Annotated in this window: 27 protein-coding genes; 10 read left to right on the forward strand and 17 right to left on the reverse strand. The window is 65.1% G+C overall.

Annotation, left to right across the window (positions count from 1 at the left end):
- Nucleotides 1–2: 2 nt before the first annotated feature.
- Complete coding sequence (locus NU1_RS11285; protein ID WP_067520070.1) at nucleotides 3–500, reverse strand: pyridoxamine 5'-phosphate oxidase family protein; 498 nt, start codon at nucleotides 498–500, stop codon at nucleotides 3–5.
- Between the two features lie 45 nt (nucleotides 501–545).
- Here NU1_RS11285 and NU1_RS11290 point away from each other — a divergent pair, with 45 nt between their 5' ends.
- Nucleotides 546–1,178 carry a dihydrofolate reductase family protein gene (locus NU1_RS11290; protein WP_067520072.1) on the forward strand — a complete coding sequence of 211 codons (633 nt, stop codon included), beginning with the start codon at nucleotides 546–548 and terminating at the stop codon, nucleotides 1,176–1,178.
- On the opposite strand, the gene NU1_RS11295 is transcribed toward NU1_RS11290, so the two are convergent.
- From NU1_RS11295 to NU1_RS43180, 9 genes are all read right to left on the reverse strand, one after another.
- Complete coding sequence (locus NU1_RS11295; protein WP_067520074.1) at nucleotides 1,175–1,708, reverse strand: hypothetical protein; 534 nt, start codon at nucleotides 1,706–1,708, stop codon at nucleotides 1,175–1,177. The two genes, NU1_RS11290 and NU1_RS11295, sit on opposite strands and share 4 nt — an antisense overlap.
- Nucleotides 1,709–1,936: 228 nt before the next feature.
- The gene (locus tag NU1_RS41300; RefSeq protein ID WP_157552098.1) at nucleotides 1,937–2,107 is read right to left on the reverse strand and encodes a hypothetical protein; all 171 of its coding nucleotides are present in this window, start codon (nucleotides 2,105–2,107) and stop codon (nucleotides 1,937–1,939) included.
- 201 nt (nucleotides 2,108–2,308) lie between these two features.
- Nucleotides 2,309–3,358 (reverse strand): ferrochelatase, encoded by a 1,050-nt coding sequence (locus tag NU1_RS11300; RefSeq protein ID WP_067520076.1) that lies wholly within the window; start codon nucleotides 3,356–3,358, stop codon nucleotides 2,309–2,311.
- Nucleotides 3,359–3,373: 15 nt separating this feature from the next.
- Complete coding sequence (gene inhA, locus NU1_RS11305) at nucleotides 3,374–4,213, reverse strand: NADH-dependent enoyl-ACP reductase InhA (RefSeq protein ID WP_067520078.1); 840 nt, start codon at nucleotides 4,211–4,213, stop codon at nucleotides 3,374–3,376.
- A 201-nt stretch (nucleotides 4,214–4,414) separates the two neighbouring features.
- Nucleotides 4,415–5,134: a 3-oxoacyl-ACP reductase FabG1 gene (gene fabG1, locus NU1_RS11310; RefSeq protein ID WP_067520082.1), complete on the reverse strand. Its 720-nt coding sequence runs from the start codon at nucleotides 5,132–5,134 to the stop codon at nucleotides 4,415–4,417.
- A gap of 81 nt (nucleotides 5,135–5,215) precedes the next feature.
- The gene (locus NU1_RS11315) at nucleotides 5,216–6,220 is read right to left on the reverse strand and encodes a VWA domain-containing protein (protein ID WP_067520083.1); all 1,005 of its coding nucleotides are present in this window, start codon (nucleotides 6,218–6,220) and stop codon (nucleotides 5,216–5,218) included.
- A complete protein-coding gene (locus NU1_RS11320) occupies nucleotides 6,217–7,185 on the reverse strand; it encodes a DUF58 domain-containing protein (RefSeq protein ID WP_067520084.1) in 969 nt (322 codons plus the stop codon). Before NU1_RS11320 ends, NU1_RS11315 begins: the two co-directional genes overlap by 4 nt.
- A gap of 32 nt (nucleotides 7,186–7,217) precedes the next feature.
- Complete coding sequence (locus NU1_RS11325) at nucleotides 7,218–8,417, reverse strand: AAA family ATPase (RefSeq protein ID WP_067520086.1); 1,200 nt, start codon at nucleotides 8,415–8,417, stop codon at nucleotides 7,218–7,220.
- A gap of 339 nt (nucleotides 8,418–8,756) precedes the next feature.
- Nucleotides 8,757–8,930: a hypothetical protein gene (locus NU1_RS43180; protein ID WP_245720060.1), complete on the reverse strand. Its 174-nt coding sequence runs from the start codon at nucleotides 8,928–8,930 to the stop codon at nucleotides 8,757–8,759.
- A 103-nt stretch (nucleotides 8,931–9,033) separates the two neighbouring features.
- Here NU1_RS43180 and NU1_RS11335 point away from each other — a divergent pair, with 103 nt between their 5' ends.
- Nucleotides 9,034–10,551, forward strand: coding sequence for a catalase (locus tag NU1_RS11335; protein ID WP_067520088.1), 1,518 nt, complete (start codon nucleotides 9,034–9,036; stop codon nucleotides 10,549–10,551).
- A gap of 212 nt (nucleotides 10,552–10,763) precedes the next feature.
- Nucleotides 10,764–11,813, forward strand: a complete 1,050-nt coding sequence (locus NU1_RS11340; RefSeq protein ID WP_307643570.1) for a M23 family metallopeptidase — start codon at nucleotides 10,764–10,766, stop codon at nucleotides 11,811–11,813.
- Nucleotides 11,814–11,875: 62 nt separating this feature from the next.
- On the opposite strand, the gene NU1_RS11345 is transcribed toward NU1_RS11340, so the two are convergent.
- Nucleotides 11,876–12,289 carry an MTB12 C-terminal domain-containing protein gene (locus NU1_RS11345; protein ID WP_067520090.1) on the reverse strand — a complete coding sequence of 138 codons (414 nt, stop codon included), beginning with the start codon at nucleotides 12,287–12,289 and terminating at the stop codon, nucleotides 11,876–11,878.
- 134 nt (nucleotides 12,290–12,423) lie between these two features.
- Nucleotides 12,424–12,774, reverse strand: coding sequence for a hypothetical protein (locus NU1_RS11350; protein ID WP_067520092.1), 351 nt, complete (start codon nucleotides 12,772–12,774; stop codon nucleotides 12,424–12,426).
- A gap of 641 nt (nucleotides 12,775–13,415) precedes the next feature.
- On the opposite strand from NU1_RS11350, the gene NU1_RS11360 reads away from it, so the two are divergent.
- Nucleotides 13,416–13,733, forward strand: a complete 318-nt coding sequence (locus NU1_RS11360) for a lanthionine synthetase LanC family protein (RefSeq protein ID WP_067520096.1) — start codon at nucleotides 13,416–13,418, stop codon at nucleotides 13,731–13,733.
- 82 nt (nucleotides 13,734–13,815) lie between these two features.
- On the forward strand, nucleotides 13,816–14,487 hold the full coding sequence (locus tag NU1_RS11365) for a DNA alkylation repair protein (protein ID WP_067520148.1): 672 nt from the start codon (nucleotides 13,816–13,818) through the stop codon (nucleotides 14,485–14,487).
- A gap of 64 nt (nucleotides 14,488–14,551) precedes the next feature.
- Here NU1_RS11365 and NU1_RS11370 read toward each other — a convergent pair whose 3' ends face one another.
- On the reverse strand, nucleotides 14,552–15,025 hold the full coding sequence (locus NU1_RS11370) for a hypothetical protein (protein ID WP_157552100.1): 474 nt from the start codon (nucleotides 15,023–15,025) through the stop codon (nucleotides 14,552–14,554).
- Nucleotides 15,026–15,300: 275 nt separating this feature from the next.
- Here NU1_RS11370 and NU1_RS11375 point away from each other — a divergent pair, with 275 nt between their 5' ends.
- Both NU1_RS11375 and NU1_RS11380 read left to right on the forward strand, forming a co-directional pair.
- Nucleotides 15,301–15,624, forward strand: coding sequence for a hypothetical protein (locus NU1_RS11375; RefSeq protein WP_157552101.1), 324 nt, complete (start codon nucleotides 15,301–15,303; stop codon nucleotides 15,622–15,624).
- Nucleotides 15,625–15,736: 112 nt separating this feature from the next.
- Nucleotides 15,737–16,024, forward strand: a complete 288-nt coding sequence (locus NU1_RS11380; RefSeq protein ID WP_503826546.1) for a hypothetical protein — start codon at nucleotides 15,737–15,739, stop codon at nucleotides 16,022–16,024.
- Between the two features lie 13 nt (nucleotides 16,025–16,037).
- Here the strand turns inward: NU1_RS11380 and NU1_RS11385 are convergent, their stop codons facing one another.
- From NU1_RS11385 to NU1_RS11400, 4 genes are all read right to left on the reverse strand, one after another.
- Nucleotides 16,038–17,492, reverse strand: a complete 1,455-nt coding sequence (locus NU1_RS11385) for a flavin-containing monooxygenase (protein WP_067520103.1) — start codon at nucleotides 17,490–17,492, stop codon at nucleotides 16,038–16,040.
- A 412-nt stretch (nucleotides 17,493–17,904) separates the two neighbouring features.
- The gene (locus NU1_RS11390) at nucleotides 17,905–19,119 is read right to left on the reverse strand and encodes a glycoside hydrolase family 76 protein (RefSeq protein ID WP_084521188.1); all 1,215 of its coding nucleotides are present in this window, start codon (nucleotides 19,117–19,119) and stop codon (nucleotides 17,905–17,907) included.
- 76 nt (nucleotides 19,120–19,195) lie between these two features.
- Nucleotides 19,196–19,603, reverse strand: a complete 408-nt coding sequence (locus NU1_RS11395) for an HNH endonuclease (protein WP_067520105.1) — start codon at nucleotides 19,601–19,603, stop codon at nucleotides 19,196–19,198.
- 269 nt (nucleotides 19,604–19,872) lie between these two features.
- Nucleotides 19,873–21,018: an RNA-guided endonuclease InsQ/TnpB family protein gene (locus NU1_RS11400; RefSeq protein WP_067520108.1), complete on the reverse strand. Its 1,146-nt coding sequence runs from the start codon at nucleotides 21,016–21,018 to the stop codon at nucleotides 19,873–19,875.
- A 22-nt stretch (nucleotides 21,019–21,040) separates the two neighbouring features.
- Between NU1_RS11400 and tnpA the strand changes: the two genes are divergently transcribed.
- The 3 genes from tnpA to NU1_RS11415 all read left to right on the forward strand — a co-directional run bounded on the left by tnpA (nucleotide 21,041) and on the right by NU1_RS11415 (nucleotide 23,638).
- The gene (tnpA, locus tag NU1_RS11405; RefSeq protein WP_067520110.1) at nucleotides 21,041–21,457 is read left to right on the forward strand and encodes an IS200/IS605 family transposase; all 417 of its coding nucleotides are present in this window, start codon (nucleotides 21,041–21,043) and stop codon (nucleotides 21,455–21,457) included.
- Nucleotides 21,458–21,573: 116 nt separating this feature from the next.
- Nucleotides 21,574–22,164, forward strand: coding sequence for an NUDIX hydrolase (locus NU1_RS11410; protein ID WP_067520112.1), 591 nt, complete (start codon nucleotides 21,574–21,576; stop codon nucleotides 22,162–22,164).
- A 217-nt stretch (nucleotides 22,165–22,381) separates the two neighbouring features.
- On the forward strand, nucleotides 22,382–23,638 hold the full coding sequence (locus NU1_RS11415; protein WP_157552103.1) for a WD40/YVTN/BNR-like repeat-containing protein: 1,257 nt from the start codon (nucleotides 22,382–22,384) through the stop codon (nucleotides 23,636–23,638).
- Nucleotides 23,639–24,501: the final 863 nt, after the last annotated feature.

A 24,501-nucleotide genomic window follows, 5' to 3' on the forward strand; every position in this document is an offset into this window, starting at 1 on the left:
CATCAATCGGGCCGCTTGTGGACCTCGTGCTCCGGCTGCCCAGGCTTCCAGATCAGCACCACCATGTCCCCCTCCCCGACCTCCACCGCCGACGCCCCCGTGATCTCCAGCGCGTAGAACGGCTCGAATTTCTTACCACGCAGGTCGAAGCCGGTCTCCTCGTACAGATTCTCCGCGAACCGCTGCTGCAGCCCCTCGTCCTGCACGTCGTGCACGGTTCCCCACAACTTCGCGTCACCATCACTCACCTGCGTATCCACGGTCGCGGTGTGCAGACACAACCGTGGATCGCGAGCGAGGTCGGCGAATTTCGTAGTGTTCGGCATACCCACCAGCCACAGCCGATCCTCGAAGAACCGCGGCTCCATGGGACTGATGCGTGGAAACCCGTCCGAACGCAGGGTGGCGAGCATGCACAAATTGCCGGCGGCGGCGTGACGGCGGCGGAAGATGGTCGAGATCCGCGGCGCGGCAGTATCGAATTCCTTCCAATAGGTCATTCCACCAACGGTAGTTCGCCGCATGGCGCGGGGTAAGCCCTCTACATGGACAAACCGCATGTACTCATCCATGTCGCGGTTTCGGCGGACGGGAAATCGAGCGGCTTCACCGCCGATGTGGCGCGGTTCTATGAGCTGGCGGCGACATGGCACGAAGATGTCACCCTGGCCGGGTCGCGAACAATCGCCGCGCAGGAACCAGCCTTGGCTGCCGCTGAGTCGCTTCCGGGACCGCTCCGGGACGGGCCGCTACTCGCCGTCGTCGACGGTGGCCGCCGGATCAGCCGGTGGCGGGAGTTGCGCGCGGCCGGACATTGGTCGGATGTGCTGGCGCTCTATAGCCACAGCACGCCACCGCGGCCGTCCGACGGACCCAGGGAAATCGTCACCGGTACCGACCAGGTCGACCTCGCGGCCGCGCTGGCGGCCCTCGCGGCAGAAGGCGCGCGCACGGTACGGGTCGACAGCGGGAGTGTGCTCAATGGTCTGCTACTCCGCACGCAACTGGTCGACGAGATCAGTTTGCTCATCCACCCGTGCCTCGCCGGCTCGTCGGCCCCTACGTGGTTCGACGACATCGCGGTCAGCAGCGCTCTGAGCCTCGTTGCCGCCGAAGACCTCGAGGGCGGATTGCTGTGGGTGCGTTATCGTCCGGTACGGGTATGGCCAGCGGGTTAGAGCGCTGGAGAGTCCATCTGGCTGATCAACCACCGGCCGTCGGATTGTTCCTCGAGGGTCATCACCATTGAATTGGTGAGTGAATCCGTGGGGGCGGAGTTGTTCGACCTCGACTGCTTGACGATGCCTACGGCTTTGGCGGTCGTGCCATCGACCGATGACAGGCCGCAGTGAGTTTCCTCGGGGTGACTGCGACTCTGCACACTGAGCATCGCCATTTTCAGGCTATCGGCGCTGCTCGAGAAGTTCTGATGCCACTCGCCCGACGACGCGGCGAGCACCTTGTCGAAGTAGCTGTCGAGGTCGTTGAAGTCGTAGGTGCTGACAGTGACAAGGAAGTCGCATGCGGCTCGCAAAGCGCCCTGCTCGCGGGCGGAGGCCATCCCGACGTCCGACAGCTTCTGATCCAGACCGCGGATTGTCTCGCGCTGGATTTCCGCGGCGCTGCGTTCGTTGGTGTACTGCACGAAGAGAGTAATCGACGTTGCCGCGCCCGCTGCGGCGAGCACCGCACAGACGACCGCTGTCACGATGACCGCGAGGGGCCTGCGCGGCGTCGGCTGCGAAGGTGGAGTGGGCTGCGGCCACTGCACCGCTGGCCGCGGTGGGTCCGGCTGCCAGGTCTGCGGCGGTGGTTGCGGATTCCGTGTTTCCTTGTCGGGCACTGACATAGGACTCCCCCTCTGGTTGATCGTCGCGAAATCATAGCCGCCGCAAGCGAGCAACCAGTTGGCGAGAAGGGGCCCGTTAGCCGTCGGTCAGCGGTTGAGCCAGGAGTCGGCGAGCACCAGTAGCACCGCCACGCCGATCAGCCCCAGGGCGACGGGTGTCGATTGCAGGATGGTTGTGCAGACGAACGCGCCCTCCAACAATCCCAGTACCGGAAGCCATACGAACAGGTCCGGCGTTCCGAGAGCTCGTTTTTCCATCGCGTTCAACCCTTCAGCCGCTTGGTGTCATGATCCCAACCACCGCTAACGACCAACCGGTCGTTTCCATCGACTACCCAATGAGGATGGAGTCCAAAACTCCTCTTACTCAGTACGTTTCGAACCTATCAAGACCAACAAGTGGACCGTGGTTCGGGGATCAGCACGGGACAGACCGATGTCCGCCCTCGAGATGTACCGTCAGTGCCCATCGGAAACGGGCGCGCCGCAGCAGCCGGGTACACAGGGTAGGCCGTTGCGGGTACAGCCGAATCCGGACACCGCGCCCGAGCGCCGGGGCGGGGCGGCTATGCGGTGTTCGTCCACGAGGTCGGCGACCATACGGGCGAAGCGCGGATCGGTGCCGGGGGTGGCCACCCGCGCGAAGGCCATATCGAGTTCGGCCGCACGGGTTTTCGCCTCGTTGTCGAGGTCCCAGATCACTTCGAGGTGGTCGGAGACGAAGCCGATGGGGCAGACGACCACGGCCCGCTCCCCCGCCGCGGCGAGAGCATCCAGGTGATCGACAATATCGGGCTCCAGCCACGGCACCCGAGGTGGTCCGGACCGGGACTGCCAGACTACGTCGTAGTCATCGAAACCCGTCGCGGCGGCACACAAGCGGGCCGCGTCGAGAACCTGTCGCCGGTAGAGACCGCCGCCTTCGGCCGGTGGGCCGTCGGTGGCATCGGCGCGCAGTGGAATCGAGTGCGCGGTGAACACCAACCGTGCGGCGCCGCGTCGATCTGCCGGAAGTTCGTCCACCGCAACATGAATGGCGTCGGCGAACGATTCGATCAGCAGCGGGTGGTCGAAGTACTGCCGCAGCTTCTCCAATTGCGGCGCTTCCGATCCCACCGTCGCACGGGCCCGCTCGATATCCTCGTGATACTGGCGGCAGCCGGAGTAGCCACCCCACGCGGAGGTGGGAAAGACCAGGGCGGACCGGATTCCGTCCGCGCGCATCCGCTCCACAGTCTCCTCGACCATCGGATACCAGTTCCGATTGCCGAAGTAGACAGGTAGATCGATACCGCGCGCAGCGAATTCGGCCTCGATGGCCTTGATGATGTCGCGGTTGAGGGCGTTGATCGGCGACACCCCGCCGAAGTGCAGATAGTGCTCCGCGACCTCGGCGAGACGTTCCGGCGGGACCCCACGGCCCCGAGTGACGTTCTCCAGGAACGGCATCACGTCCTCGGGGCGTTCCGGGCCACCGAAGGACAGCAGTAGCAGTGCGTCGGCAGCCACGGCGTCTCCCTCAGCTCAGTTCTGTCCGAAGCCGTCCGTGGGCAACCAGGTGTTGTGGCTGGCTCCGCCGTCGACATAGATGATGGAACCGGTGGTGGCGGGCAGCCAATCCGACAGCAGCGTCACAATGGACTTGGCGACCACGGTCGGGTCGTCGACATCCCAGCCGATCGGCGACGCGCCGTCCCAATAGGTATTGAGCATATTCAGCTGCTTGGCGTCATCGGTGGCCGATCCCGCGATGGCCTTGGCGGCCAGGGTCTTGATCGGACCGGCGGCGATCAGGTTGGAGCGAATCCGCTTGGCCTCGCCCACCTCTCGCGCGACGTAGCGGTTCACCGACTCGAGCGCGGCCTTGGCGACGCCCATCCAGTTGTAGTACGGCATGGCGGTGCGCGGATCGAAATCCATACCCACGAGGGAGCCGCCCTCGTTCATGACGGGGAGTACGGCGCGCGCGAGGGAGGCGTAGCTCCACGCGGAGATCTCGAACGCCTTGGCGGCGTCCGGGCCCGGGCCGTCGAGGAACGGCTTGGCATCCGGACCCATCAGGGTGCGCGGCGCGAACGCGATGGAGTGCAGCACACCGTCGACGCCCTCGGGCGCGAGCTCGCGCACCTTGTCCGCGAGCTCACCGAGGTTGTCCTCATTGGTGATGTCGAGGCCGATGGCCGGGGGCACCTCCTGCGGCAGGCGCTTGGCGATCCGGTCGATCAGCCGCAGTCGCTCGGGAATACCGGTGATGATCACCTTCGCGCCCTGCTCCTGCGCGACCGCGGCCGCGTGGAAGGCGATGGAGGAATCGGTAATGATTCCGGTAATGAGTACGGTTTTGCCTGCGAGCAATCCACTCATGGGTTGGCTGGTTCTCCTCGTTGAAAGTATTGGGTTTACCCAACTCTCGGGGGCTCTCAGGGGCTTCGCCCCCGAACCCCCGAACAGCGGGTCCGAACTCGACGGTGCCTAGGGATGCAGCGCCCGCGCCGACCTGGTCGGTCTTCGGTCGTGCCCGGTGCGGACACGGCTGCCGTTCACTTGTGCCGCGCGCGAAAGTGCTTAGTGGCCCATGCCCATGCCGCCGTCGACGGGGATGACAGCGCCCGAGATGTAGGAGGCGTCATCGGAGGCCAGGAAGCTGATCGCGGCGGCGACATCCTCGGCCTCGCCGATCCGCCCGGCGGGGATGAACTCGAGTGCCGTCTTGCGCATTTCCTCGGTCATGTCCTCGCGGGTCATATCGGTGTCGATCAGGCCTGGCGCCACCACATTGGCGGTGATATTGCGCTTGCCGACCTCACGGGTGATGGCGCGCGCCATACCGACCAGACCAGCCTTGGCCGCCGCGTAGTTGACCTGACCGGGCGCACCGATCTGCCCGACGACCGAGCCGAGGAAGATGATGCGACCGAAGCGGCCCTTCAACATTGCGCGATTGGCACGCTGAGCGACGCGCCACGCGCCGGTCAGGTTGGCGTCGATGACGCGGGTGAACGTTTCCTCGCTCATCCGCATCAGCAGCGTGTTGTCGACAATGCCCGCATTGGCGACAACGACCTCGACCGGTCCCTGATGGGCCTCGACCTCGGTGAACGCCTGATCAACCGACTCACTATCCGTCACATCGCATTTCACACCGAAGAGACCCTCCGGCACCCCCGACCCGCGATGGGTGACGGCGACCTTGTGTCCGTCGGCGAGCAGACGCTGGGCTACCGCGAGACCGATGCCGCGGTTGCCGCCGGTCACCAGTACCGACCGGGATGTGATGTTCGACATAAGGCTCAACCTATCTGTTCGTAGTCATGGCTCGGCGCGCGGTACCGATCAACCGATCGACACACGCCCCTACGGCGCGATTTACGGCAGGCGCTGACGATAGACCAACGCTGTCACCACACCGGCGGCGGTCACCAGCATGCCGAGGATCAACCACGGACGACTGGCATCGCCCATGGTCATCTCGTAACCGATCTGCTGTTCCAGGGTGTTGTACACCTCGGAGAGCTCTTCGAGGCTGGAGGCCGAATAGAACTCGCCACCCGACAGTTTCGCGATCTCCTGCAGCGAATCGTCGTCGACGGGTACCCGCACGCGCTGCGCGCCCTTACCGTCCTGATCCGGAATCTCGACCGTGCCCCAGGTGGTGCCGAACGAAATCGTCGACACCGGAATGTCTTTCTCCTTGGCCAGACGCGCCGCGGTGAACGCGTGGCGGGGATTGTCGACGTCCTTGTCATCGGGCACGGTCTGCTTGCCGTCGGTCATGAGCACGATGCGCGCCGGCGGCGGCGTCTCCGCACCACCCAGCACCGCGGCCAGTGTCTCGATGGATTGCAGGCCGGTGAGGATGCCTTCGCCGGTGGCGGTGCGCTCGGCCAACTTGATGTTGTCGATGGCCGCTTTCACCGCTTCCCGCTTGGTGGTCGGCTGCATCTGCACCGATGCGGTACCGGCGAAGGTCACCAGCCCCAGATTGACTCCGGGCGTGAGGCCGTCGGCGAAATTCTTGGCCGCCTGCTGTGCCACCTCCAGGCGGCTCGGCGGCACGTCGGTGGCCTCCATGGACAGCGATACGTCCATGACCAGCACCACGGTGGCACGGTTGCGCGGCACCTTCTGGGCCGAGGTCGGACCGGCCGCCGCGATGGTCAGGAAGATCAGGCCGACCAGCATCAGTGCGATCGGCACATGCCGGACCGGACCCGGCCGCTTGGGCGCGACCTTCTCCAGCTGCTCCATATTGGAGAAATTGATCAGATGCCGCTGCCGGCGCTGCTGTGCGAGCAGATAGCCCAGCGCCACCATCATGATCACGGCCAGGAATCCCAGCCAGCCGATATGTTCGAAGTTCGAAATGCTCACTGCCGCGGCACCCGCCCGGAATTCGGGGCGCCGAAGGTATGGCGCCGGGTGGACACGAACCGGACCACATCAGCGATCCAGTCCCGATCGGTACGCAATTCCATCACCGGCGCGCCGCACCCGCGCAGCGCGGCCTCGACCTGTTCGCGATGGCGTTGCGCGGCACGCGCGTAGTCGGCGCGCAGCGTGGGTGTCACGCTGAATTCGCGGGTGCGTCCGGTCTCCGGATCATGCAACACCACATCACCCATATCGGGCAGCGCCAGATCCCGGGGATCGAGCACTTCCACGCCGAGCAGATCGTGGCGGCCGGAGATGGCGCGCAGTGACCGCTCCCAGTCGATATCACCGAGGAAGTCCGAAATCACTACGGCCAGACCGCGTTTGCGCTGCGGTCGGCGCAGCGACTCGATGGCCCCGGCCAGATCACCGCGCACTCCGTCACGAGCGTGCGGTGTGGTGGCGATCCGCCGCAGCATGGTCTGCGCGTGAATTCGCCCGGAGCGCGCCGGGATTCGGAACAACTGCTCACCATTGGCGACGACCGCGCCGATCCGATTGCCACCGCCACTGGTCAGATGGGTGACCGCCGCGGCGGCCGCCACCACCAGATCGCGTTTCTGGCAGGCGGCGGTACCGAAGTCGAGGCTGGCCGACAGGTCGACCACGAGCCAGGTCTCCAACTCGCGGTCGGCGATCGTCTGCCGCACATGCGGATGGGTGGTGCGGGCGGTCACCGACCAATCCATCTGCCGCACATCGTCACCCGGCTGATACATCCGCGCATCACCGGGATCGGAGCCCGGGCCGGGAATCAGGCCCTGGTGGTCTCCGTGCAGTACGCCGTCGAGACGACGTCGCACGGTCAATTCGAGAGTTTTCAGCGCCGCCGACAATTTCGGGTCGGACAGCTCCCCCGACCGGAAGGAGGGCGGGGCGTGGGTGGACCCATTGGGGTTTGACATCGTCACGGGCGCAACCGAATCCGGGCCTCGCCTCACTTGTGCTGCGACTGCCCGGGCACCGCGGACTGGCCGTTGGGAGGCTGCGGAATGCTCTGCTGCGGCACACCCTGCGGCGCGGACCCGTGCGGACCCATGGCGGGCGGCGCGGCGGGCGCGGGCATCGGCGTCTGCGGGCTGCCGGGTGCGACGGCCTGCGGGGCCACCTGCGGCAGACCCACGGTCTGCAGGACGCGACGGATCACATCGTCGGGACTGATCTCATCGGCGAGCGCGTCGTAGGACAGCACCAGGCGGTGGCGCAACACATCCGGAATCACCTCGACCACATCCTGCGGCACCACGTAATCGCGGCCGCGAATGAGGGCCACCGCGCGGGCGGCGGCGATGATGCCGAGGCTGGCACGCGGCGAAGCGCCGTAGGCGATCCAGCCGGCCACATCGTTCATGCCGAACTCGGCGGGCTTACGGGTCGCGGCGATCACGCGGACCACATAGTCGACCAGGGCGTGGTGCACGAAGGTATTGGCCGCCAACTGCTGCAGCCGCACCACCTCGGCGGGGTCGAGAATCGCCTTGGCCTCCGGCGGGGTGATACCCATCCGGTAGATGATCTCGCGCTCTTCCTCCACCGACGGGTAGTCCACGACCACCTTGAAGAGGAAACGGTCGCGCTGCGCCTCGGGCAGCGGGTACACGCCTTCGCTCTCGATGGGGTTCTGGGTCGCCATCACCAGGAACGGATTCGGCATCGGGTAGGTCTTGCCGCCGATGGAGACATGCCGTTCGGCCATTACCTCGAGCAGAGCCGACTGCACCTTGGCGGGCGCGCGGTTGATTTCGTCGGCGAGGACGAAATTCGCGACGACCGGACCCAATTCGGTGTCGAACTCTTCCTTACCCTGGCGATAGATGCGCGTACCGATCAGATCGGTGGGCACCAGGTCGGGCGTGAACTGCACGCGGGAGAAGCTGCCGCCGACCACTTTCGCGAAGGTCTCCACCGCGAGCGTCTTGGCGATACCCGGAACGCCTTCGAGCAGTACGTGTCCACGCGCCAACACGCCTACGAGCAAACGCTCGACCAGTCGGTCCTGTCCGACGATCACCCGTTTGACTTCGTAGATCGCCTTTTCCAGGGTCTGGACATCGCGCTCGAGGGTGTTCGGTGCCGGTGAGTCCGTCTCTTTCACCGTGCTTACCCCGCTCACACCTTCAGTCGAAGTCACCAACATCCCCGCTTTCGCCTCGGTCTTATGCGTGCTCGCCCCAACTATTCCAGGTATCGGTCGATGCTGCCGCACCCGGTGCGACAAGAGTCGCTAATTTCCCCGAACGGGCACTGGATTTCGAGGAGTGGCGCGGGTGTCGGCGCGCGCACCCCGACCGCGTCGCGGCCGTGCGAGGGTGCCGGGCGGTCGTCCTCAGCTGCGGCCGAGCGCCTTGGCGAGTTGGGCTTTGGTCATCGTCGAGCGGCCCGAGATACTGCGCTTCTTGGCCTCGTTGTACAGCTGCTCGCGCGGCGGGCCCGAGGAGCCACGCTGTCCGGATTGCGGGCCGCCACTCTTGGAGCCCTACGAGCTCGTGGAGCCCTTCGAACCCTTGGTCTGCCCTCGCTGGGCGCGCTCCTTGTTCACGGTCCGCGCCGCGATCTCCTCGGCGCGCTTGCCGCTCGCACCGCGATCGTTGGCGGAGTCCTTGATGTGCTCGTATTGTCGTTCTTGTTTATCTGTCCATTCCTTCGGCATTACGCACCTCCTTGATCGAGAGATATCCGCACCACCCCTTCCGAAACCGCTTGCGGTCGCGAGAGCCGGGTAGGCCGGGAGATATCGGTAGGAAAGGAGAACGATGTCCGACAACTACACCACCGACGACGCCGGCATCCCAGTTCCCAGCGATGAGCATTCGCTCACCGTCGGGGCGGACGGCCCCATCCTGCTCCATGACGCTTATCTGATCGAGAAAATGGCCGCGTTCAATCGTGAGCGCGTGCCCGAACGCCAGCCGCACGCCAAGGGAGGTGGGGCGTTCGGCGTCTTCGAGGTCACCGAGGATGTCAGCGCCTACACCTACGCCGATGTCTTCCAGCCGGGACGCAAGACCGAGACGCTGGCCCGCTTCTCCACCGTCGCCGGTGAACGCGGCAGCCCCGATACCTGGCGTGACCCGCGCGGATTCGCGTTGAAGTTCTACACCGAGCAGGGCAACTTCGATATGGTCGGCAACAACACGCCGATCTTCTTCGTCCGTGATCCGATGAAGTTCCAGGACTTCATCCGGTCGCAGAAACGCCGCGCCGACAACAATTTGCGCGATCACGACATGCAGTGGGATTTCTGGACGCTGTCACCGGAATCGGCTCATCAGGTGACGTGGCTGATGGGTGACCGCGGCATCCCGCGGTCGTGGCGGCATATGAACGGTTATTCGAGCCATACCTATATGTGGGTCAATCGTGACGGCGATAAGTTCTGGGTGAAATACCACTTCAAGACCGATCAGGGCGTCGAGTTCTTCACTCAGGACGAGGGCGATCAGATGGCCTCGATGGATACCGACTATCACACACGTGACCTGTGGGAGCACATCGATGCCGGTGAATTCCCGAGCTGGACGCTACACATGCAGATCATGCCGTTCGAGGAGGCCAAAACCTATCGGTTCAACCCCTTCGACCTGACGAAGGTCTGGCCACACGGGGACTACCCGCTCATTCCGGTGGGTCGGATGACCCTGAACCGGAATCCGGCCGACTATCACACCGAAATCGAGCAGGCCGCCTTCGAACCGAGCAATGCCGTCCCGGGCACCGGTCCGAGTCCGGACAAGATGCTGCTGGGCCGCTGGTTCTCCTATCCGGACGCGCACCGGCACCGGATCGGCGCGAACTACAAGGAACTGCCGGTCAATTCGGCGCATGCGACCACGGTCCGCTCCTACAGCAAGGACGGCCAGCTACGGCACCACAATCCGGGTGACCCGGTATACGTGCCTAATTCGAAGGGTGGTCCGCACTCCGATCCGCTCGTGGCCGGACCGCAGGCGGTCTGGCATACCGATGGCGGGATGGTTCGCAGCGCCTATGCCAGTCGGCGCGACGACGACGATTGGGGCCAGGCCGGAACCATGGTGCGCGATGTGCTCGACGACGCGGCCCGGGAGCGGCTGGTCACGAATATTGTCGGGCATCTGCTCAACGGCGTCACCGAACCGGTGCTGTTGCGCGCTTTCGAGTACTGGCGCAATGTCGACAAGGATCTGGGCGACCGGATCGAGGCGGGCGTACAGGCCCAACAGAACGAGAAGGATCCGAAGGCGGGACAGCAGGCGAATCCGGCGCGGACATCCGCGCAAGGGAAAGCCTGACGCTCCCACCCTCATCGCGCACACCGTCCGGACCGGCGACCAGCTGGTCCGGACGGTGTCGTCGCAACTGGGACATTTCCCTAAAAGCGCTCGAAACGGCTACGGAATGATCACGCGTGGGTACAGTTTTTGAAACGTCGCTTTACCGGATCGTCGGCTTCGCGTTCGCGGGCGTTTCCGGACGACATCGCTGAATCTATCGAGGACGAGCCGTGCCGCATCACAGAGTGACCTCCGGTTCCCTATCCGTCCAAGACCTGCTCGGTCCGATGGAACCCGGACCCAACACCAGACATCGCGTCGATACCGGTTTGACCGGACGCATCAGAGCCGCGGCGGGAGCGGCGGTGGCAGCGGGAGCGTTGATCGCCACCACCTCCGCACAGCTGACATCGGCGGTCGCCACCGCCGCGCCGCTGCCGCCCGCCGACCACGAGGCCGACCGCATGCTCGAGCCGGCCGCCGAGCCCGTGCCGGCGGCGGATGTGGAGGAGCAAGCCGTTTACGCGGTGCCCTCCGAAATTCCGGGTGACACAGCGGAAGTCGCACCGGCGGCGGCGCCGGTCGCCACACCGTTCGGTCTCGTGGGTCTCCCGGTCGAGATCTCCGGGCCGCTCGCGCAAGCCGAACAGGCCATCAAGGAGTTGCAACAGCAGTTTGCCCCACCCGCAGTCGCCCCGGCGGCACCGGCACCAGCGGCCGCAGCACCGGCCGCCGTGGCACCGGCTGCCACGCCCTTCGGGTTGGCGGGTCTGCCACCGGAGATCTCCGGGCCGCTCGCCCAGGCCGAACAGGCCATCAAGGATCTGCAACAGCGGGTCGCCCCGCCCGCACAGGCACCGCGGATCACCGCGGCACCCGCCGTACTACCGGTGGCCGGTGCGATCAGTTCGGGTTTCGGCTCCCGCTGGGGCGCGTTCCACTACGGCGTCGATATCGCCGACACACTGGGTACCCCGATCCACTCCGCCATGGGCGGCACCGTGATCGAGGCCGGTCCGGCGTCCGGATTCGGGCTGTGGGTGCGTGTCCTCCAGGACGACGGCACCACCGCCGTCTACGGCCACGTCAATGACATGTACGTCCAGGCCGGACAGCGGGTGAATGCTGGTGATGTGATCGCCACGGTCGGTAATCGCGGCCAGTCCACCGGTCCGCATCTCCACCTCGAGATCTGGAACCCGGACGGTAGCAAAATCGATCCGGTGGCCTGGCTGGCCGCCAAGGGCGTTCTGATGGAACAGCGTTGGGGCGCACACTGACCCGAAGGCATGCACTGACCCGAAGGCATCGGGCCCGGCGGTCCGCCGGGCCCGAGCGCCGACTACCACGCCATAGTGGCGTAACTGACCAGGGTGTCCTGACTTTCCTGCGACAGCTTCCAGGTGCCGCCGATGTTCTTCCAGGTCAGCGGGATCGGGAAGGAGTAGTCACCGAGGCGGCTGTTCAGGGTCGCGGAGAGGACATCGCCCTCCACGGTGACCGGGCCCGACACATCCCAGCTGTAGCCCGGGATCTGGCTGATGCGCTGACCGACGACCACAATGCTGCTGCCATCGCCCGACTCGAGCTCCGCGGACGATCCATTGAGCGCGGCCTGCAGCTTGCCCTGGAGTTCGCCCGGCGACGGCGCGGCGGGAGCGGCGATCGCGACGGGGGCGGCGACGACCACGGCGGCGGTAACCGGCATGAGGAGAGCGGCTGTCGCCATCGAGGCGGCGAAGAACGAGCGAATCATGAGAGGTAACTCCTTGAGGATAGGTTAGCCTAAGCATATTGCACGTTAGCTAGCCCTAAGTCCACACCCTGGAAGTCCATTCAGCGCGATCCGTCGCCTAGATCACTACCGAATAACCTTCCGGCGAGCGGGTTTCACGCCGCCGCGGCCCGCGCCAACATCGCGATCACCACGTCCGGGTCTTCCACATCGACAACCAGTCGAGTGAAATCGGCCCCCTCCAATTCGATTCGCACGGCGCGCCCATCGAAGAGGGTGTCCCAGAATTCCTTGCGCCCCTTACCCCGGAAGGTTCCTGCGGCGATGACCCCGGGGAAGAACGCCCCCGGTGCTCGCACCCACGGCGGACGCAGGTCCACCTCGGCGGGCGCTATCCGCCGGACCTGGGAAAGATCGAACGTCACCTTCTCGCGCAGCGCCAGCACCCGATGCGCCCCGGTCACATGCGCCGTCACCGTCGTCCCTACGACCTCGAAGTCAACCATCTCGCCCTCACTCTCACCGTCGCTCTCCCCGAGAGTGCCGGGCGGTTCTGGCCATAGCCTGTGAGATTCCTAGGAGTTCACACAGGTTTATGCCGGAGCGACGACGGCGGGACGCGCTGGCGGTAGCGGCCGACGCGATCTCGGACCGCCCTCGGCTTCATCTACGGACCTTCCCAGTAGGTCATCTACTATGTAGCCCAGTAGATGACCTACTATGCAACTCAGTAGGTCCCAAGATGAGCAGAGAGGCAATGGCGCCACATGCGGAAACATCGCTCTACCAATGCAATTCACGGAATGGTCACCGTGGTCGGCCAAGTTCTGGGAGTAACCGCCCTCGCGGCGATCGCCGCAGGACCCGCTATGGCGGAATCAGTGACACGGGACGACAGGTCCCCGTCGCGGCCCGGTTCCTACCGAGGCGATACCACCGGCATACATGCCATCGACCCCTTCGGCTACCAGCACCGCGACTCGAATCCCCTACTGCAGAACCAACATCGGGACGCGTTGCGCGACTATCACACACCATCGGAACCAGCGGCGCATCCGGGTACATCCACGAGCGGGGGCACCGCCACCTGGACCCGAACCACCTCCCCTGACGGTGCGGGCTGGGCCGTCTGTCGCCCACAGGCGGCATGGTGCTGAGCGATCGACCCAGCGAGCACGGCCTGATCTGGAAATCAGCTGCCGACGATACGGACAGCGATCCGACCCTCTATCACGGTGGCGCGGGCATCGTGCTGGAGGCACATGACCATTTCGGTGACGACCGTTACGCCGAGGCCGCACTGCGCGGTGCCCGGGATATCGCGGCACAGGTTGAACGAGAACGCTTCTGGTCGCTCTACTCCGGCTTGACCGGCATGGCCGTCGCCCTGCGGGCGGTACACATCCGGCTCGACGATCCGGTCTGCGAGCGGGCCGCTCGACGAGGACTCGCGCATCATCGGTAATCGGCGACCGGGTACGCCGTGCAATGGCCGGATCACCCTCTTCTCGTAGGCTGAGTTTCCTACGTGATGACGGGAGGCTGTGGTGGCCGAGACGACGGTGGCCGAGGTACTGGCAGAGCTGGCGGCGCTCGAGGATCCGAAGGCCCGTGCGGTGAATGAGAAGCACGGTGACGATCACGGGGTGAACCTCAGCAAGCTGCGTGCGGTGGCGAAGCGGCTGAAAACGCAGCACGAGCTCGCGTGCCAGCTCTGGAAGACCGACGACACCGCGGCGAGGCTGCTGGCGACCCTCATCTGCCGTCCCAAGGCATTCGAGCGTGACGAGTTGGATGCCATGGTGGGTGAGGCGCGCACGCCCAAGGTGCACGACTGGCTCGTGAATTACGTGGTGAAGAAGAATCCGCATGCCGAAGGGCTGCGCCAGGCCTGGTCCGCCGATCCCGATCCGGTAGTCGCGAGCGCCGGCTGGGCGCTGACCACCGAACGCGTGACGAAAAGGCCCGAGGGCCTCGACCTGGCGGGACTGCTCGACGTCATCGAGGCGCAGATGAAGGACGCCCCGGAGCGCCTGCAGTGGGCGATGAACCACTGCCTCGCCCAGATCGGGATCGAGCACCCCGACCACCGAGCCCGCGCGATCGATATCGGCGAGCGCCTGAAGGTGCTCGAGGACTACCCGACTCCGCCGAACTGCACCTCCCCGTTCGCGCCCACCTGGATCACCGAGATGGTGCGCCGAAGAGACGAGAAGTAGATCGATCTTTCGGGTCGGCCGCTCCGGTCCGGCGGGCGATGCGCGCGGGCTTCGCTCGGGTGACCTAGCGGGTTCGGCGGGCGCACTCCTCGTATGCGGTACCCGTTTCGAAGCAGTCGTGGAAGCCGCTCTGAATGTCCCCGCTGGTGGGCGGCTCGCCGCAGAGAATTCCACAGCGCTGGAAGTTCGGAACCGCGGTGCCGTCGGGCCAGTGGCACGAGTTGGCGTCACAGGTGTAGCCGCGCGTGTTGGGATCGCGGGCAATGGGGTCCGGGCTGTAGGACCACACGAACGCATCGGTGCGCTGCACCTGTACGCAATAGACGGTTCGCCCGTTGGCGAAGCGACCGACCGCCCCGGGATCCTCGCAGTAGCCGTTCAAATCGACCGCCGCCGGAGGCGGCGCGGTGGACCCGCTACCGGACGGCGGCAGCGGTGCGGCCGCGGAAATGGTGATCGCCGCGATGAACAACATCACCACGCCGACGACACCCACAATCAGCCGATGCGTGACCACGCGTGGGATCGGTCGAGGCATCGCGTCCCCCTTGCGTCGCAGATCAACTAGCGATTTTCAGGACTATACGCCGAATGGGAGTCGTCGGAACAAGATCGACACATCGACGATTCGAATAGGTACCGAATGTTCACCACGGCAGCGAGATGGTCAGAGCGGGGAGCCGGCATGGCCCGGCACTCCCCGTTCTGGTGACCGCGGGGCAGCACCATCAGGACTGCGGAACCCTAGCCGAATACCGAGAGCGCAAGGCGCACCCGTGAGGGAACCGCGGCCGCGACTTGTAGGATCGCCTGATGAAACTTGGAAAGTGGTCTGCCGCAGGCGCTCTGGTCGCCGCGGCCGTGTCAATGGCGGCCCCCATCGGCTCGGCGTTCCCGACCGGCTCGTTCGAGGGTGGGGACGGCCGCGAAGTGGTGATGATCGACGGCAAACTGGAGATCAGCGATTTGGACTCGTGCTGGGCCAGTGGCTTCCCGCGCGATATCCAGATCCAGAACCGCAGTAAGCGCAATTTCCTGGTGTACGCGACCAACGACTGCAGCGGTGAGCCCACCGCCACCGTCGCCCCGGGTGGATCCGCGACGCATTACGGCTGGTCTGCCGTCGCGGCCAGGTAGTAAGCGCGCGGGCGCAGGCTCCGGACGACATTGGTTTCGTCCGGAGCTTGCGTTTTGTACCGCAGGAATTCACAGTTGGTATGCATTGTGGCCCAATACATGTGGAGCAGCGGTGGATGTCGAGGATGCACGCCGGTTTGCGGCAGGGGTGTGGCGGCGTGGGGATTTGACGCGGTCCGAACGGATGGCCGCGGTGAAGGCCGATGCACACGCACGGGGCAAGGAGCCGTTCGACCTCGGTCGGCTCGAATCACTGTGCGACACCAGTCATGAAGGGCGGATGGATCCGACCAGCTGGCGTCAACGCCGATTCGAGCTCGTCTACTACAGCCACCCCGAGATGCTGACGATCGAAGATCTCGCCGAACACGTGATGAAGTCGCAGGGCTGGATGTGGTGATCTGCCGTTCCGATCAGCGGAGGCGGAAATCGCGGTCGTCGGGCGTGGCGAGCGCCGATTCCATGGTGCGGCGATTGAAGGGAAGCAGGTCGATATTGCCCCCTTCGGTGAAGTACCAGGAATTGCAGCCGGTACTCCATACCGTCGGGCCCAACGCCTCGCCGACTTCTGCTTCGAATCGCTCGGTGGCAGACTCGGTTACCTCGACGGTATCGAATTCGCCCGCACGCCAGCGCTGAATCCAGGCGGTGATGTACTTAGCAGTGACTTCGGCGGCGTGATGGAGCGGGATGGAGCCGGTGGGTGAATTGGGGCCCAGCACGGTGAACAGGTTGGGGAAGCCGGGGATTGCGGTCATCCAGTAGGCGCGCGGGCCTTTCGCCCACGCATCGTCGATCGAAATCCCCTCGCGGCCGACCAGATTCATCGGCCGCATGTAGTTGTGCGCCTGGAATCCGGTGGCGAATACGATCATGTCGATCTCGTGGTGGCGACCGTCGACGGTACGGATACCGGTCGCGGTCACGGCATCGATACCCATGGTAACCAGTTCGGCGTTACGGGCGCGCAGGGCGCGATAGTAACTGCCGGACAACACCTGTCGCTTGCACAGCGGCTGATAGTCGGGGGTGAGCTGTTCCCGCATATCCGGGTCACGCACCTGGGCACGCAAACTCAGCCGCGCGAATTCCTGCACCGCTCGCCGCCGCCAACTGGGCCGGGTGACGACATCGGTGAACAGCTTCGCGCCTGCCATCCCGACCTGATAGAGCGTCTGATTGACCTGCGGCAGCCGATCCAATACCGCACCGACGAGAGCGGGTTGCGGCATCCACATCGGGGCCCAGATGACCCATTGCGGACTGCGAACAAAGTGCGTGATCCGATCAGCCTTCGGCTGCAGCGCCGAAACGACCTGCACACCAGTAGATCCCGTACCGATGACGGCGATCCGACGGCCCGCGGTGGGCACCGCATCATCCCAGCGGGCGGTATGCAGCACGTCGCCCGTGAACTCACCCAGACCAGGGATGTCCGGTGTAGCCGGATGATGCAGCACGCCCGTAGCCGCGATCACGAAATCGGCTTCGTAAACGGCTCCATCACCGGTTTCGACCCGCCAGCCGGAGCCGGTGAATTCGGCCGCCACCACCTCGGCATTGAGCCGCAGGTGCGAACGCAGCTCGAACCGATCCACCACATCGGCGAGATAGCCCTGGATCTCCGGTCCGGGCGCGAAGATATGCGACCAGTCCGGCTTGGGTGCGAACCCGAACTGGTACAGCTGCGATGGCACATCACAGGTCAGCCCGGGATAGCGGTTCCAATGCCACACCCCGCCGACATCGGACCCCTTCTCCAGGATCACGAAGTCGTTCAATCCATTGCGCCGCAGGGTAATAGCGCTGGCAATACCGGAGACCCCGGCACCGATGATCACGATGCGCGGTTCACGAGGCGCGGTCATCGGAGCCATTCCCCCGTCACGCCGGCGAGCGAGACGCCCGGACCCCACCCCGGCACCGAACCACACCCCACCATGCCCAACCTCCTCGTTGAATACTGCCAGTATTCAGATACTGACGGTATTGCTAGGTGGCGGGCATGTCAATTCACTGCTGTCGACGTGAGCCCCCTCCCCACTGAATTGGGTAGCGAACCGATTGCGAACGCGATCCGCGAGCATCCTGCCATCTTCCAGTCGCAGCCGGCCACAGGCAGTGTGGCGGCGACTGAGGCAGCAACGCCGCACGTCATTGTCACCAAATGCACTGGCTAGCTCGTAGTTCCACACCCTCGGCCCCGGTCCGAGGGCCACGACCACCGGGGTGAGTACCGGCGATGGTCACCGGTGTCGGCGGGTGGTGACGGGCTTCGGTTCACAGTCCGGCGGCGGTGAGACGGTAGTCCGCTTCGAGCAGCATCCACCCGCTCAGCTGTACCGATAGATCGGGGCTCAGGTTCTCCGAGGGCGACGCGGTGGGCAGCACGAGCTGGGCAACGAGTTGCGGAATGCCCCGCACCGTGACCGGGCGGGACCAGTCCACCCCGAACAGCGGGAGCCCGTCCACCTCGGCGCGGTTCTCCCAGGCCGCCCGGGCGGAATCGTGCACGATCCGCGCGGCGGTGGTGTCACCCAGGGCCAGCGCGGCTTCGGCGAGATACCGGGCGAGGATGCCCATGAACAGCCCGGAGTCGTTTCCGTCGACCGCGACGATCACTCCCGCGTGCGTGAGTCCGGGGCCGGTCGACGTGACGAGTTCCGTCACGCGGCGGCGGTGGCCCGATTCGCCTGTGCGCACTGCCAATTCGGTTTCCAGCCCGATGGCGACACCCTGACAGTAGGTCAGGGCGGTGCGGTTCACCTGCCCGCCGGGTTCGTGGACCCCGTCGAGGATCAGGCCGCTGTCGGGGTCCCGCAATCGGGTGTGCAGGAAGTCGGCCAACTGCCCGGCGCGGGACAGTTCGCCCAGTCGCGCGAAGGCGATACCGGTCGGGCCGATCGCGGGGGCGTTGTAGTAGTCGTCGCCGAACCGCCAGGGCACCGCGCCGACGACCGGGTTCCAGCCGTCGATCAGGGCGTCCCGCAGGTCCCCGACGGCATCACCGAACCGGATATCGAGCAGTCGATCGGCGCGTTCGAGCGCAATCGCCAGCCAGCCCATATCGTCGTAGTACCGGTTGGTCCAGCCGCTGAGATTGCGGGTTCGAATACCCCATGCGAGGGCGGCTACCCGGTCGATCCGTTCCGGGTCGCGGGCGCGGTGGGCGGCGTCCACCGCACAGTCGAGCAGATGTGCCTGCCACCAGTAACACCATTTCAGGAATGACAGATCCGCCGACGACGACGGCCACACGACCGTGCCCAGCCGCACTCCCGGCCGCCCCCAGAGCGAACGCACATGCCGCCGCACGATCGCCTGTTCGGCTAGGTCGGCCCGCCTCCCGCTCGCCTCGGTCCCGGCGGCGTACGGACTCACATCCCGCGTGATCCCCCCGGTCGGAGCCGGTCGGGTCAATGCGGTGATCGCGAGCGACGATCCGGCCGCGAGCAGTACATGGCGGCGGCTGACCCCAGTGTGCTGGCGATCCATCCGCCCGGGCTCCTCTGCCAGAATATCGATCACCGACAACCAAAACCGCTCGGTTACAGGCTATCTCGCAAAGTCCCTAGCCGTGCTCAGGCGGGCCGACCGAATCCTGGCGAACTTCACCAAGACTTTCGCCACTGGCGAACCGGGTAGTGAGCTCGGTCGAGATCTCGTAGTGGCGCACGAGGAACGAGCGTTCGTCGAGCTTCTTGCGCCGCAGCCAGCCGGTCACCTCGGCGTTGCACTTGCTGGCGTTGCACGACCCGCACGCGGGCACGACGTTGCCGAGGGTGTAGCGACCACCGCGCGAGATGGCCTGCACGCAGTCCTTCTGCGGCGAGGTGGTGGCGGACCCGCAGTAGGCACACCCACCCCAGGACGTCTTGAGCGCGTCCCACTGCGCGTCGGTGAGGTCGTGGGTGACGCTCGCCATCCGCTTCTTGCGCTTGCGCGCGGCGCGAACCTGTTTGCTACCGCCAGTCGGCATGAGTCGTGAGAATACGCGTCGCGATGGTCAACAGTCCGGAGGCCGGGCACACAGTTTCCGTCACAGTCCGCACCATGGATACCTGCTCCGGCTCTGTTCGCCACTCCCCCGGGGCTCGCGTTGACGGTGGGCGGTGGGCGAATTAGGTTCGGCTGATGCCGGTCGACGAGGACATTGACGCCCTCTCCGGCTTGAAGGCCGGAGATTCCTACCAGCGCCCTGACGGGCGCTCTCGGTGGGTTCCTGTTTCACAGGGACTCGCCTCCCGCTTACGCGGCAGGACTTACTGTCCCTCCACAAGCGTTTAGACTCTCGGCGCGCCCCGCCGCGAGTATGTTCTTGGCCGCGTTCAGATCCCGATCGTGAACGGTGCCGCACGCGCACGTCCATGCGCGAACCGATAGCGGTTTCTTCCCACCCAAAGCCCCACAGAACGAACACATTTGGGTCGAGGGGAACCAGCGATCAACCTTACCGAAGGTGCGCCCGCAGCGAGCCGCTTTCTCCTGCAGCATGCGGGTGAACATGCCCCACCCGCCATCGTGAACCGACTTCGCCAACCTGGTACGCGCCAGACCTTTCACGCACAAATCTTCGACGAACACCGCTTGGTTGTCGCGGATGGTCTGTGTCGAATGCTTGTGCGCCCAATCCCTGCGCGTATCGGCGACTTTCGCGTGAGCCTTCGCTACCTTGACACGAACCTTGGCCCGATTCTTCGAGCCTTTCTCCTTGCGCGACAACGCTTGCTGCGCCATGCGGAGCTTGCGTTCCGCGCGCCGCAGAAACCGAGGGTTCTCGATTGTCTTCCCATTCGACAACACCGCGAACGTCGTCAAGCCCAGGTCGATACCGACCTCGGAATCCGACACCGGCAACAGCTGGTCGTGGACCTGAACCACGAACGACGCGAAATACCGGCCCGCCGCGTCCTTGATGATCGTCACACTCGACGGGTCGGAGGGAAGCTCTCGTGACCAGCGAACCGCAACGTCGCCGATCTTCGGCAACCACAACTTCCGGCCGGAAGTCACGGCGAATCGCGCGTTCTTCGTGAACCGGATCGACTGCCGATTGTCCTTGCGGGAACGGAAACGTGGCGGCGCGACCTTGGCGCCCTTCCGTTTGCCGGTCACGGACCCGAAGAAGTTGCGGTACGCGGCATTGAGGTCAGCCAACGCCTGCTGAAGCACCACCGACGACACCTCCCCGAGCCACACCCGCTCCGGAGCCCGCTTGGCCTTGGTCAGTCGCTTGGACAGTTCACTGTCGCTGATCTTGCACCCGGCCCTGAACGCTTCCTGCCGTGCCGCCAGTGCGTCGTTGAACACCACCCGTGCGCACCCGAACGCCTTCGCCAACGACCGCTGTTGTCCCACGGTGGGGTACAAGCGGAAGTTGTATCGCAGCTGCACAGCCCGATACTAACATTGGTTTATGACAGAATATGGCGATATCCGCACCGGTAGACACTGCGTTTTCATGCTCCATGCACATTTGGTTTTCGTCACTAAATACCGGCATCGTGTATTCACCGACCGGCACCTGACACGCATGGAACAGATCATGCGAGACGTGTGCGCGGACTTCGAAGTCGAGCTGGTCGAGTTCAATGGCGAAACCAACCACGTCCACCTCCTGGTGAACTTCCCACCCAAAGTCTCCCTCTCAAAGCTGGTGAACTCGCTCAAAGGTGTTTCGTCGCGGCGGATGCGCCAAGAGTTCCCCGAACTCGTGCACCACTACTGGCGCGCACAACGACTCTGGTCCGGCTCCTACTTCGCCGGATCGGTGGGCGGTGCACCGATCTCGGTGCTGCGCCAGTACATCGAGCAGCAGGAACGTCCTATTTAGGGCACGCTCGGGCCGTGGCGGCCCTCCTGTGTCCGCCTTCACCCCCGCCCTGAAGGACGGAGTACTAGCGGACATCCGGTAGCGGATACCGCTGGAGTGATGCACCCTCTGACCAGCTGCGGCGCGAGGTGGCCGAGTCGTTGGGCGCATTCTTGCGGCGGGCCGTTGATCCTGATGGCCGCAAGTCTGCCGCAGTGTTGATCGCGATAGCCGATCGTGATGGGGAACAGGGCATTTGGCTGACCGAGCGGTCGTCCGGACTGCGGGCGCATGCCAGGCAATTGGCGTTGCCGGGCGGCAAGCTGGATCCGGGAGAAGATGCGGAAGCAGCGGCGTTGCGGGAACTGCACGAGGAACTGGAGATCGCTGCGCCCCGCTCCACGGTGCTCGGGTTGCTCGACGACTACCCGACCCGCTCCGGCTATGTGATGACCCCGGTGGTGGCCTGGGTCGGTCACTCGCCGATCCCCACCCCCAATCCCGCTGAAGTGGCTGCGGTGCACTGGATTCCGCTCTCGGCTCTCGACGTGGACCCGCGCTTCGTACCCGTCCCCGGTTCCGACCGGCCCGCCATCCAGCTCCCCCTGCTGGGCGGCCACCTACACGCCCCGACCGCCGCGATCCTCTATCAATTCCGCGAGGTGGCCCTACGCCACCGCCCCACCCGCGTCGACCACATGGACCAGCCCCCCTTCGCTTGGGAATGAGCTGTAGCCAGGTCCTATCTTGGCCGATGAGGCAGTGCGATGGGCAGAAGGCTCGCCACACTGATGCCCGACGAGTCCTGCGCAGACGCATCGCCGACCTGGAGCAGTGACATTGGTGCATTCGGGCCCGCCAGCGCCGATTCGGTGCTGAATAGGTTTGCGCTCCGCAAGGCTCATCCACGCGGCACGATCAGGTGTCGTGTGTGACGATCACCCAGTGACACAGCAGCTTTCAGGAGAGGTGACCCGGGGCCTTCCCGCGCTGATGCGGCCTGGTCAACGGGTTGACGTGGAACTCGGCGTCAGAAACCCCAGCCCCTATAACTCGGCCACCGATCTTGTGCTCGACGAGTCTTATCCCGCGGGCTTCCAGGTGCTGGTGGACAGTTTGACCGGGACCGAACTCCCGCCCCATTCCAGCGGGGTGATCGTGGGTACCTTTGCCCCGAGGTCGTCCGGCGTCTTTCGGATCGACCTCACCGTGCGGTACATCAATCGAACGACCGGTGAGCCCGGGCAGCCCGTGGCGCTGTCTTGCGCCACTCACGTGTCCGCGATCGATGATTTCGTCGTTGTGGCGGTAGGCGACAAGGGTTTGCTGCGCATCAGTCTCAACGGTGGCCAGCAGTGGAGCAGTCACGATCTGGCGGCGACGGAGAACCTCCGGGCGGTGGCCTGGAACCAACTCGCGAGTAGACCGCGGTTCGTCGCAGTCGGTGCGTCCAACGGTCAGGCGATCGCCTACTACAGCACCGATCCGGCCACGGGATTCACCTCGGCGGCGATCGCCGCGCCCGCGGCCGCCAATGCGGTGGTGTGGAGCGTCGACTGGAGCGAGTTCGTTGTGGTCGGCGACGGCGGTCTGATTGCGAAAAGCCGTGACGGACAGGCCTGGGACGTGATTTCCAGTGGCACCGAAGCCGATCTGTTCGGCATCGTCTGGGCCGGGAACGCCTACATCGCGGTCGGCGCCGAAGGCACCGTACTGACCAGCGGTGACGGGTGGGAGTGGGAGTCGTCGAACACCGAAATCCCGGCTCGGCTCACCGGAATCGCCTGGAGCCCCGGTATCGGATTCGTCGCCTCCACCGATCAACCGCGGACCGTCGCGTTCAGCAAAGACGCGGTCGACTGGATGGCCATCACCCACTCCGGACTTCCCGCATCGTCTCGATCGGTCGCGGTGAGCGCTACCGCCGCCACTCCGGTCTTCGTCGTGGTCGGCACGAACGGCGGATTCGCGTCCAGCACCGACCCGCTCCGGGAGTGGACTGCCAGGCCGGTTCCGAGGGTCGCGAGCATTACGGTGTGCGACGTGGTTCCGTCCGCTGTGCTGGGCGGGTTCCTCGCGGCCTCCGACGGTTGCTGGACCCTGCGCGGCGATGCCCACGGATCCGATTGGCACGCACAGCGAATCGCGCGCGAGTTCCGGGACTACCGGACCGTCAACGGAATCTGTGACGGTGTCGCATAGTCCCCCGTTCCAACCGCTGGCCCACCTCACATTTGTCCCTGCCGTTGACATTTCAGCCACTCCCTGGACGGTATCCGGCGGGAGGCATGCCAAAAGAGAGCCACACCAATGACAACGGTGGGCAGTCGCTGACCGAGTCTCTCACCCGGCACCTGGACCGAATCCAGGCCTGTATCCAACCCTGCATCAAGTCTCTAAAGCAGCCGCATACGCCGCCGATCAGATCGACCACACGGCGCCAGCCATCGAGCTAGATCTGGTGCGGCTCAGAACATCCGCTACTGCCGATGAGCGCGCTGTCATAGGGCTGGCGCGACTACCTCGACGACATCGGCCAGGCCGACGAGTCTGGGACCTTCGAGCATGGACAGCCGACTTCCCGGCCCAATCATTGGCCAGAGATCGGGGCGCAGAGGGTGGAGTCGAACCATCGCCTCCTCGCCGAGTGCCAGTGTCCTGGCCATTTCCAGTGTCAAAGGGGCGTCGTGACTGTCTGGATGGATGCCTGACGGGAACGCCCAGTGTGCTCGATAGCCAGAGTGAACCGGGGTATGACGACCACCTTGTTCCGTGGTCAGGAGCCGCAATCGTGCACGGATGTATCCGCGGTCGAGTTCAGTTGCGGTCCAGTGCGCGTGCCCGTCGTCATGATCCATAGTGGAGATTCTGCCGTCCGCCACTGATTGCGTGCATCCGATAATGCCGCATAGCGCGCTCACCCGACGGTCGTTGAGGTGGATGTCGAGCGGACCGAGATGCGTTGCACGACTTCACCGGCCGTACCAGCAAGCGCACCGGGTCAACCGGCGGTGTGGTCGGGAGGTGACCATCGGTAGGCGATAGGTCCGATGAGCAGGGGCTGG

The organism is Nocardia uniformis NBRC 13702 (assembly GCF_001613345.1).
Classification (GTDB): domain Bacteria; phylum Actinomycetota; class Actinomycetes; order Mycobacteriales; family Mycobacteriaceae; genus Nocardia; species Nocardia uniformis.

Bases quoted from the DNA above. Each gene is read 5' to 3' on its own strand.
- NU1_RS11385 (WP_067520103.1), bottom strand. From the start codon at position 17,492: ATGACCGCGCCTCGTGAACCGCGCATCGTGATCATCGGTGCCGGGGTC.
- NU1_RS11390 (WP_084521188.1), bottom strand. From the start codon at position 19,119: ATGGATCGCCAGCACACTGGGGTCAGCCGCCGCCATGTACTGCTCGCG.
- NU1_RS11370 (WP_157552100.1), bottom strand. From the start codon at position 15,025: ATGCCTCGACCGATCCCACGCGTGGTCACGCATCGGCTGATTGTGGGT.
- NU1_RS11325 (WP_067520086.1), bottom strand. From the start codon at position 8,417: ATGTTGGTGACTTCGACTGAAGGTGTGAGCGGGGTAAGCACGGTGAAA.
- NU1_RS11345 (WP_067520090.1), bottom strand. From the start codon at position 12,289: ATGATTCGCTCGTTCTTCGCCGCCTCGATGGCGACAGCCGCTCTCCTC.
- inhA (WP_067520078.1), bottom strand. From the start codon at position 4,213: ATGAGTGGATTGCTCGCAGGCAAAACCGTACTCATTACCGGAATCATT.
- NU1_RS11285 (WP_067520070.1), bottom strand. From the start codon at position 500: ATGACCTATTGGAAGGAATTCGATACTGCCGCGCCGCGGATCTCGACC.
- tnpA (WP_067520110.1), top strand. From the start codon at position 21,041: ATGACAGAATATGGCGATATCCGCACCGGTAGACACTGCGTTTTCATG.
- NU1_RS11320 (WP_067520084.1), bottom strand. From the start codon at position 7,185: ATGTCAAACCCCAATGGGTCCACCCACGCCCCGCCCTCCTTCCGGTCG.
- NU1_RS41300 (WP_157552098.1), bottom strand. From the start codon at position 2,107: ATGGAAAAACGAGCTCTCGGAACGCCGGACCTGTTCGTATGGCTTCCG.
- NU1_RS11395 (WP_067520105.1), bottom strand. From the start codon at position 19,603: ATGCCGACTGGCGGTAGCAAACAGGTTCGCGCCGCGCGCAAGCGCAAG.
- NU1_RS11290 (WP_067520072.1), top strand. From the start codon at position 546: ATGGACAAACCGCATGTACTCATCCATGTCGCGGTTTCGGCGGACGGG.
- NU1_RS11350 (WP_067520092.1), bottom strand. From the start codon at position 12,774: ATGGTTGACTTCGAGGTCGTAGGGACGACGGTGACGGCGCATGTGACC.
- NU1_RS11335 (WP_067520088.1), top strand. From the start codon at position 9,034: ATGTCCGACAACTACACCACCGACGACGCCGGCATCCCAGTTCCCAGC.
- NU1_RS11360 (WP_067520096.1), top strand. From the start codon at position 13,416: ATGGTGCTGAGCGATCGACCCAGCGAGCACGGCCTGATCTGGAAATCA.
- fabG1 (WP_067520082.1), bottom strand. From the start codon at position 5,134: ATGTCGAACATCACATCCCGGTCGGTACTGGTGACCGGCGGCAACCGC.
- NU1_RS11375 (WP_157552101.1), top strand. From the start codon at position 15,301: ATGAAACTTGGAAAGTGGTCTGCCGCAGGCGCTCTGGTCGCCGCGGCC.
- NU1_RS43180 (WP_245720060.1), bottom strand. From the start codon at position 8,930: ATGCCGAAGGAATGGACAGATAAACAAGAACGACAATACGAGCACATC.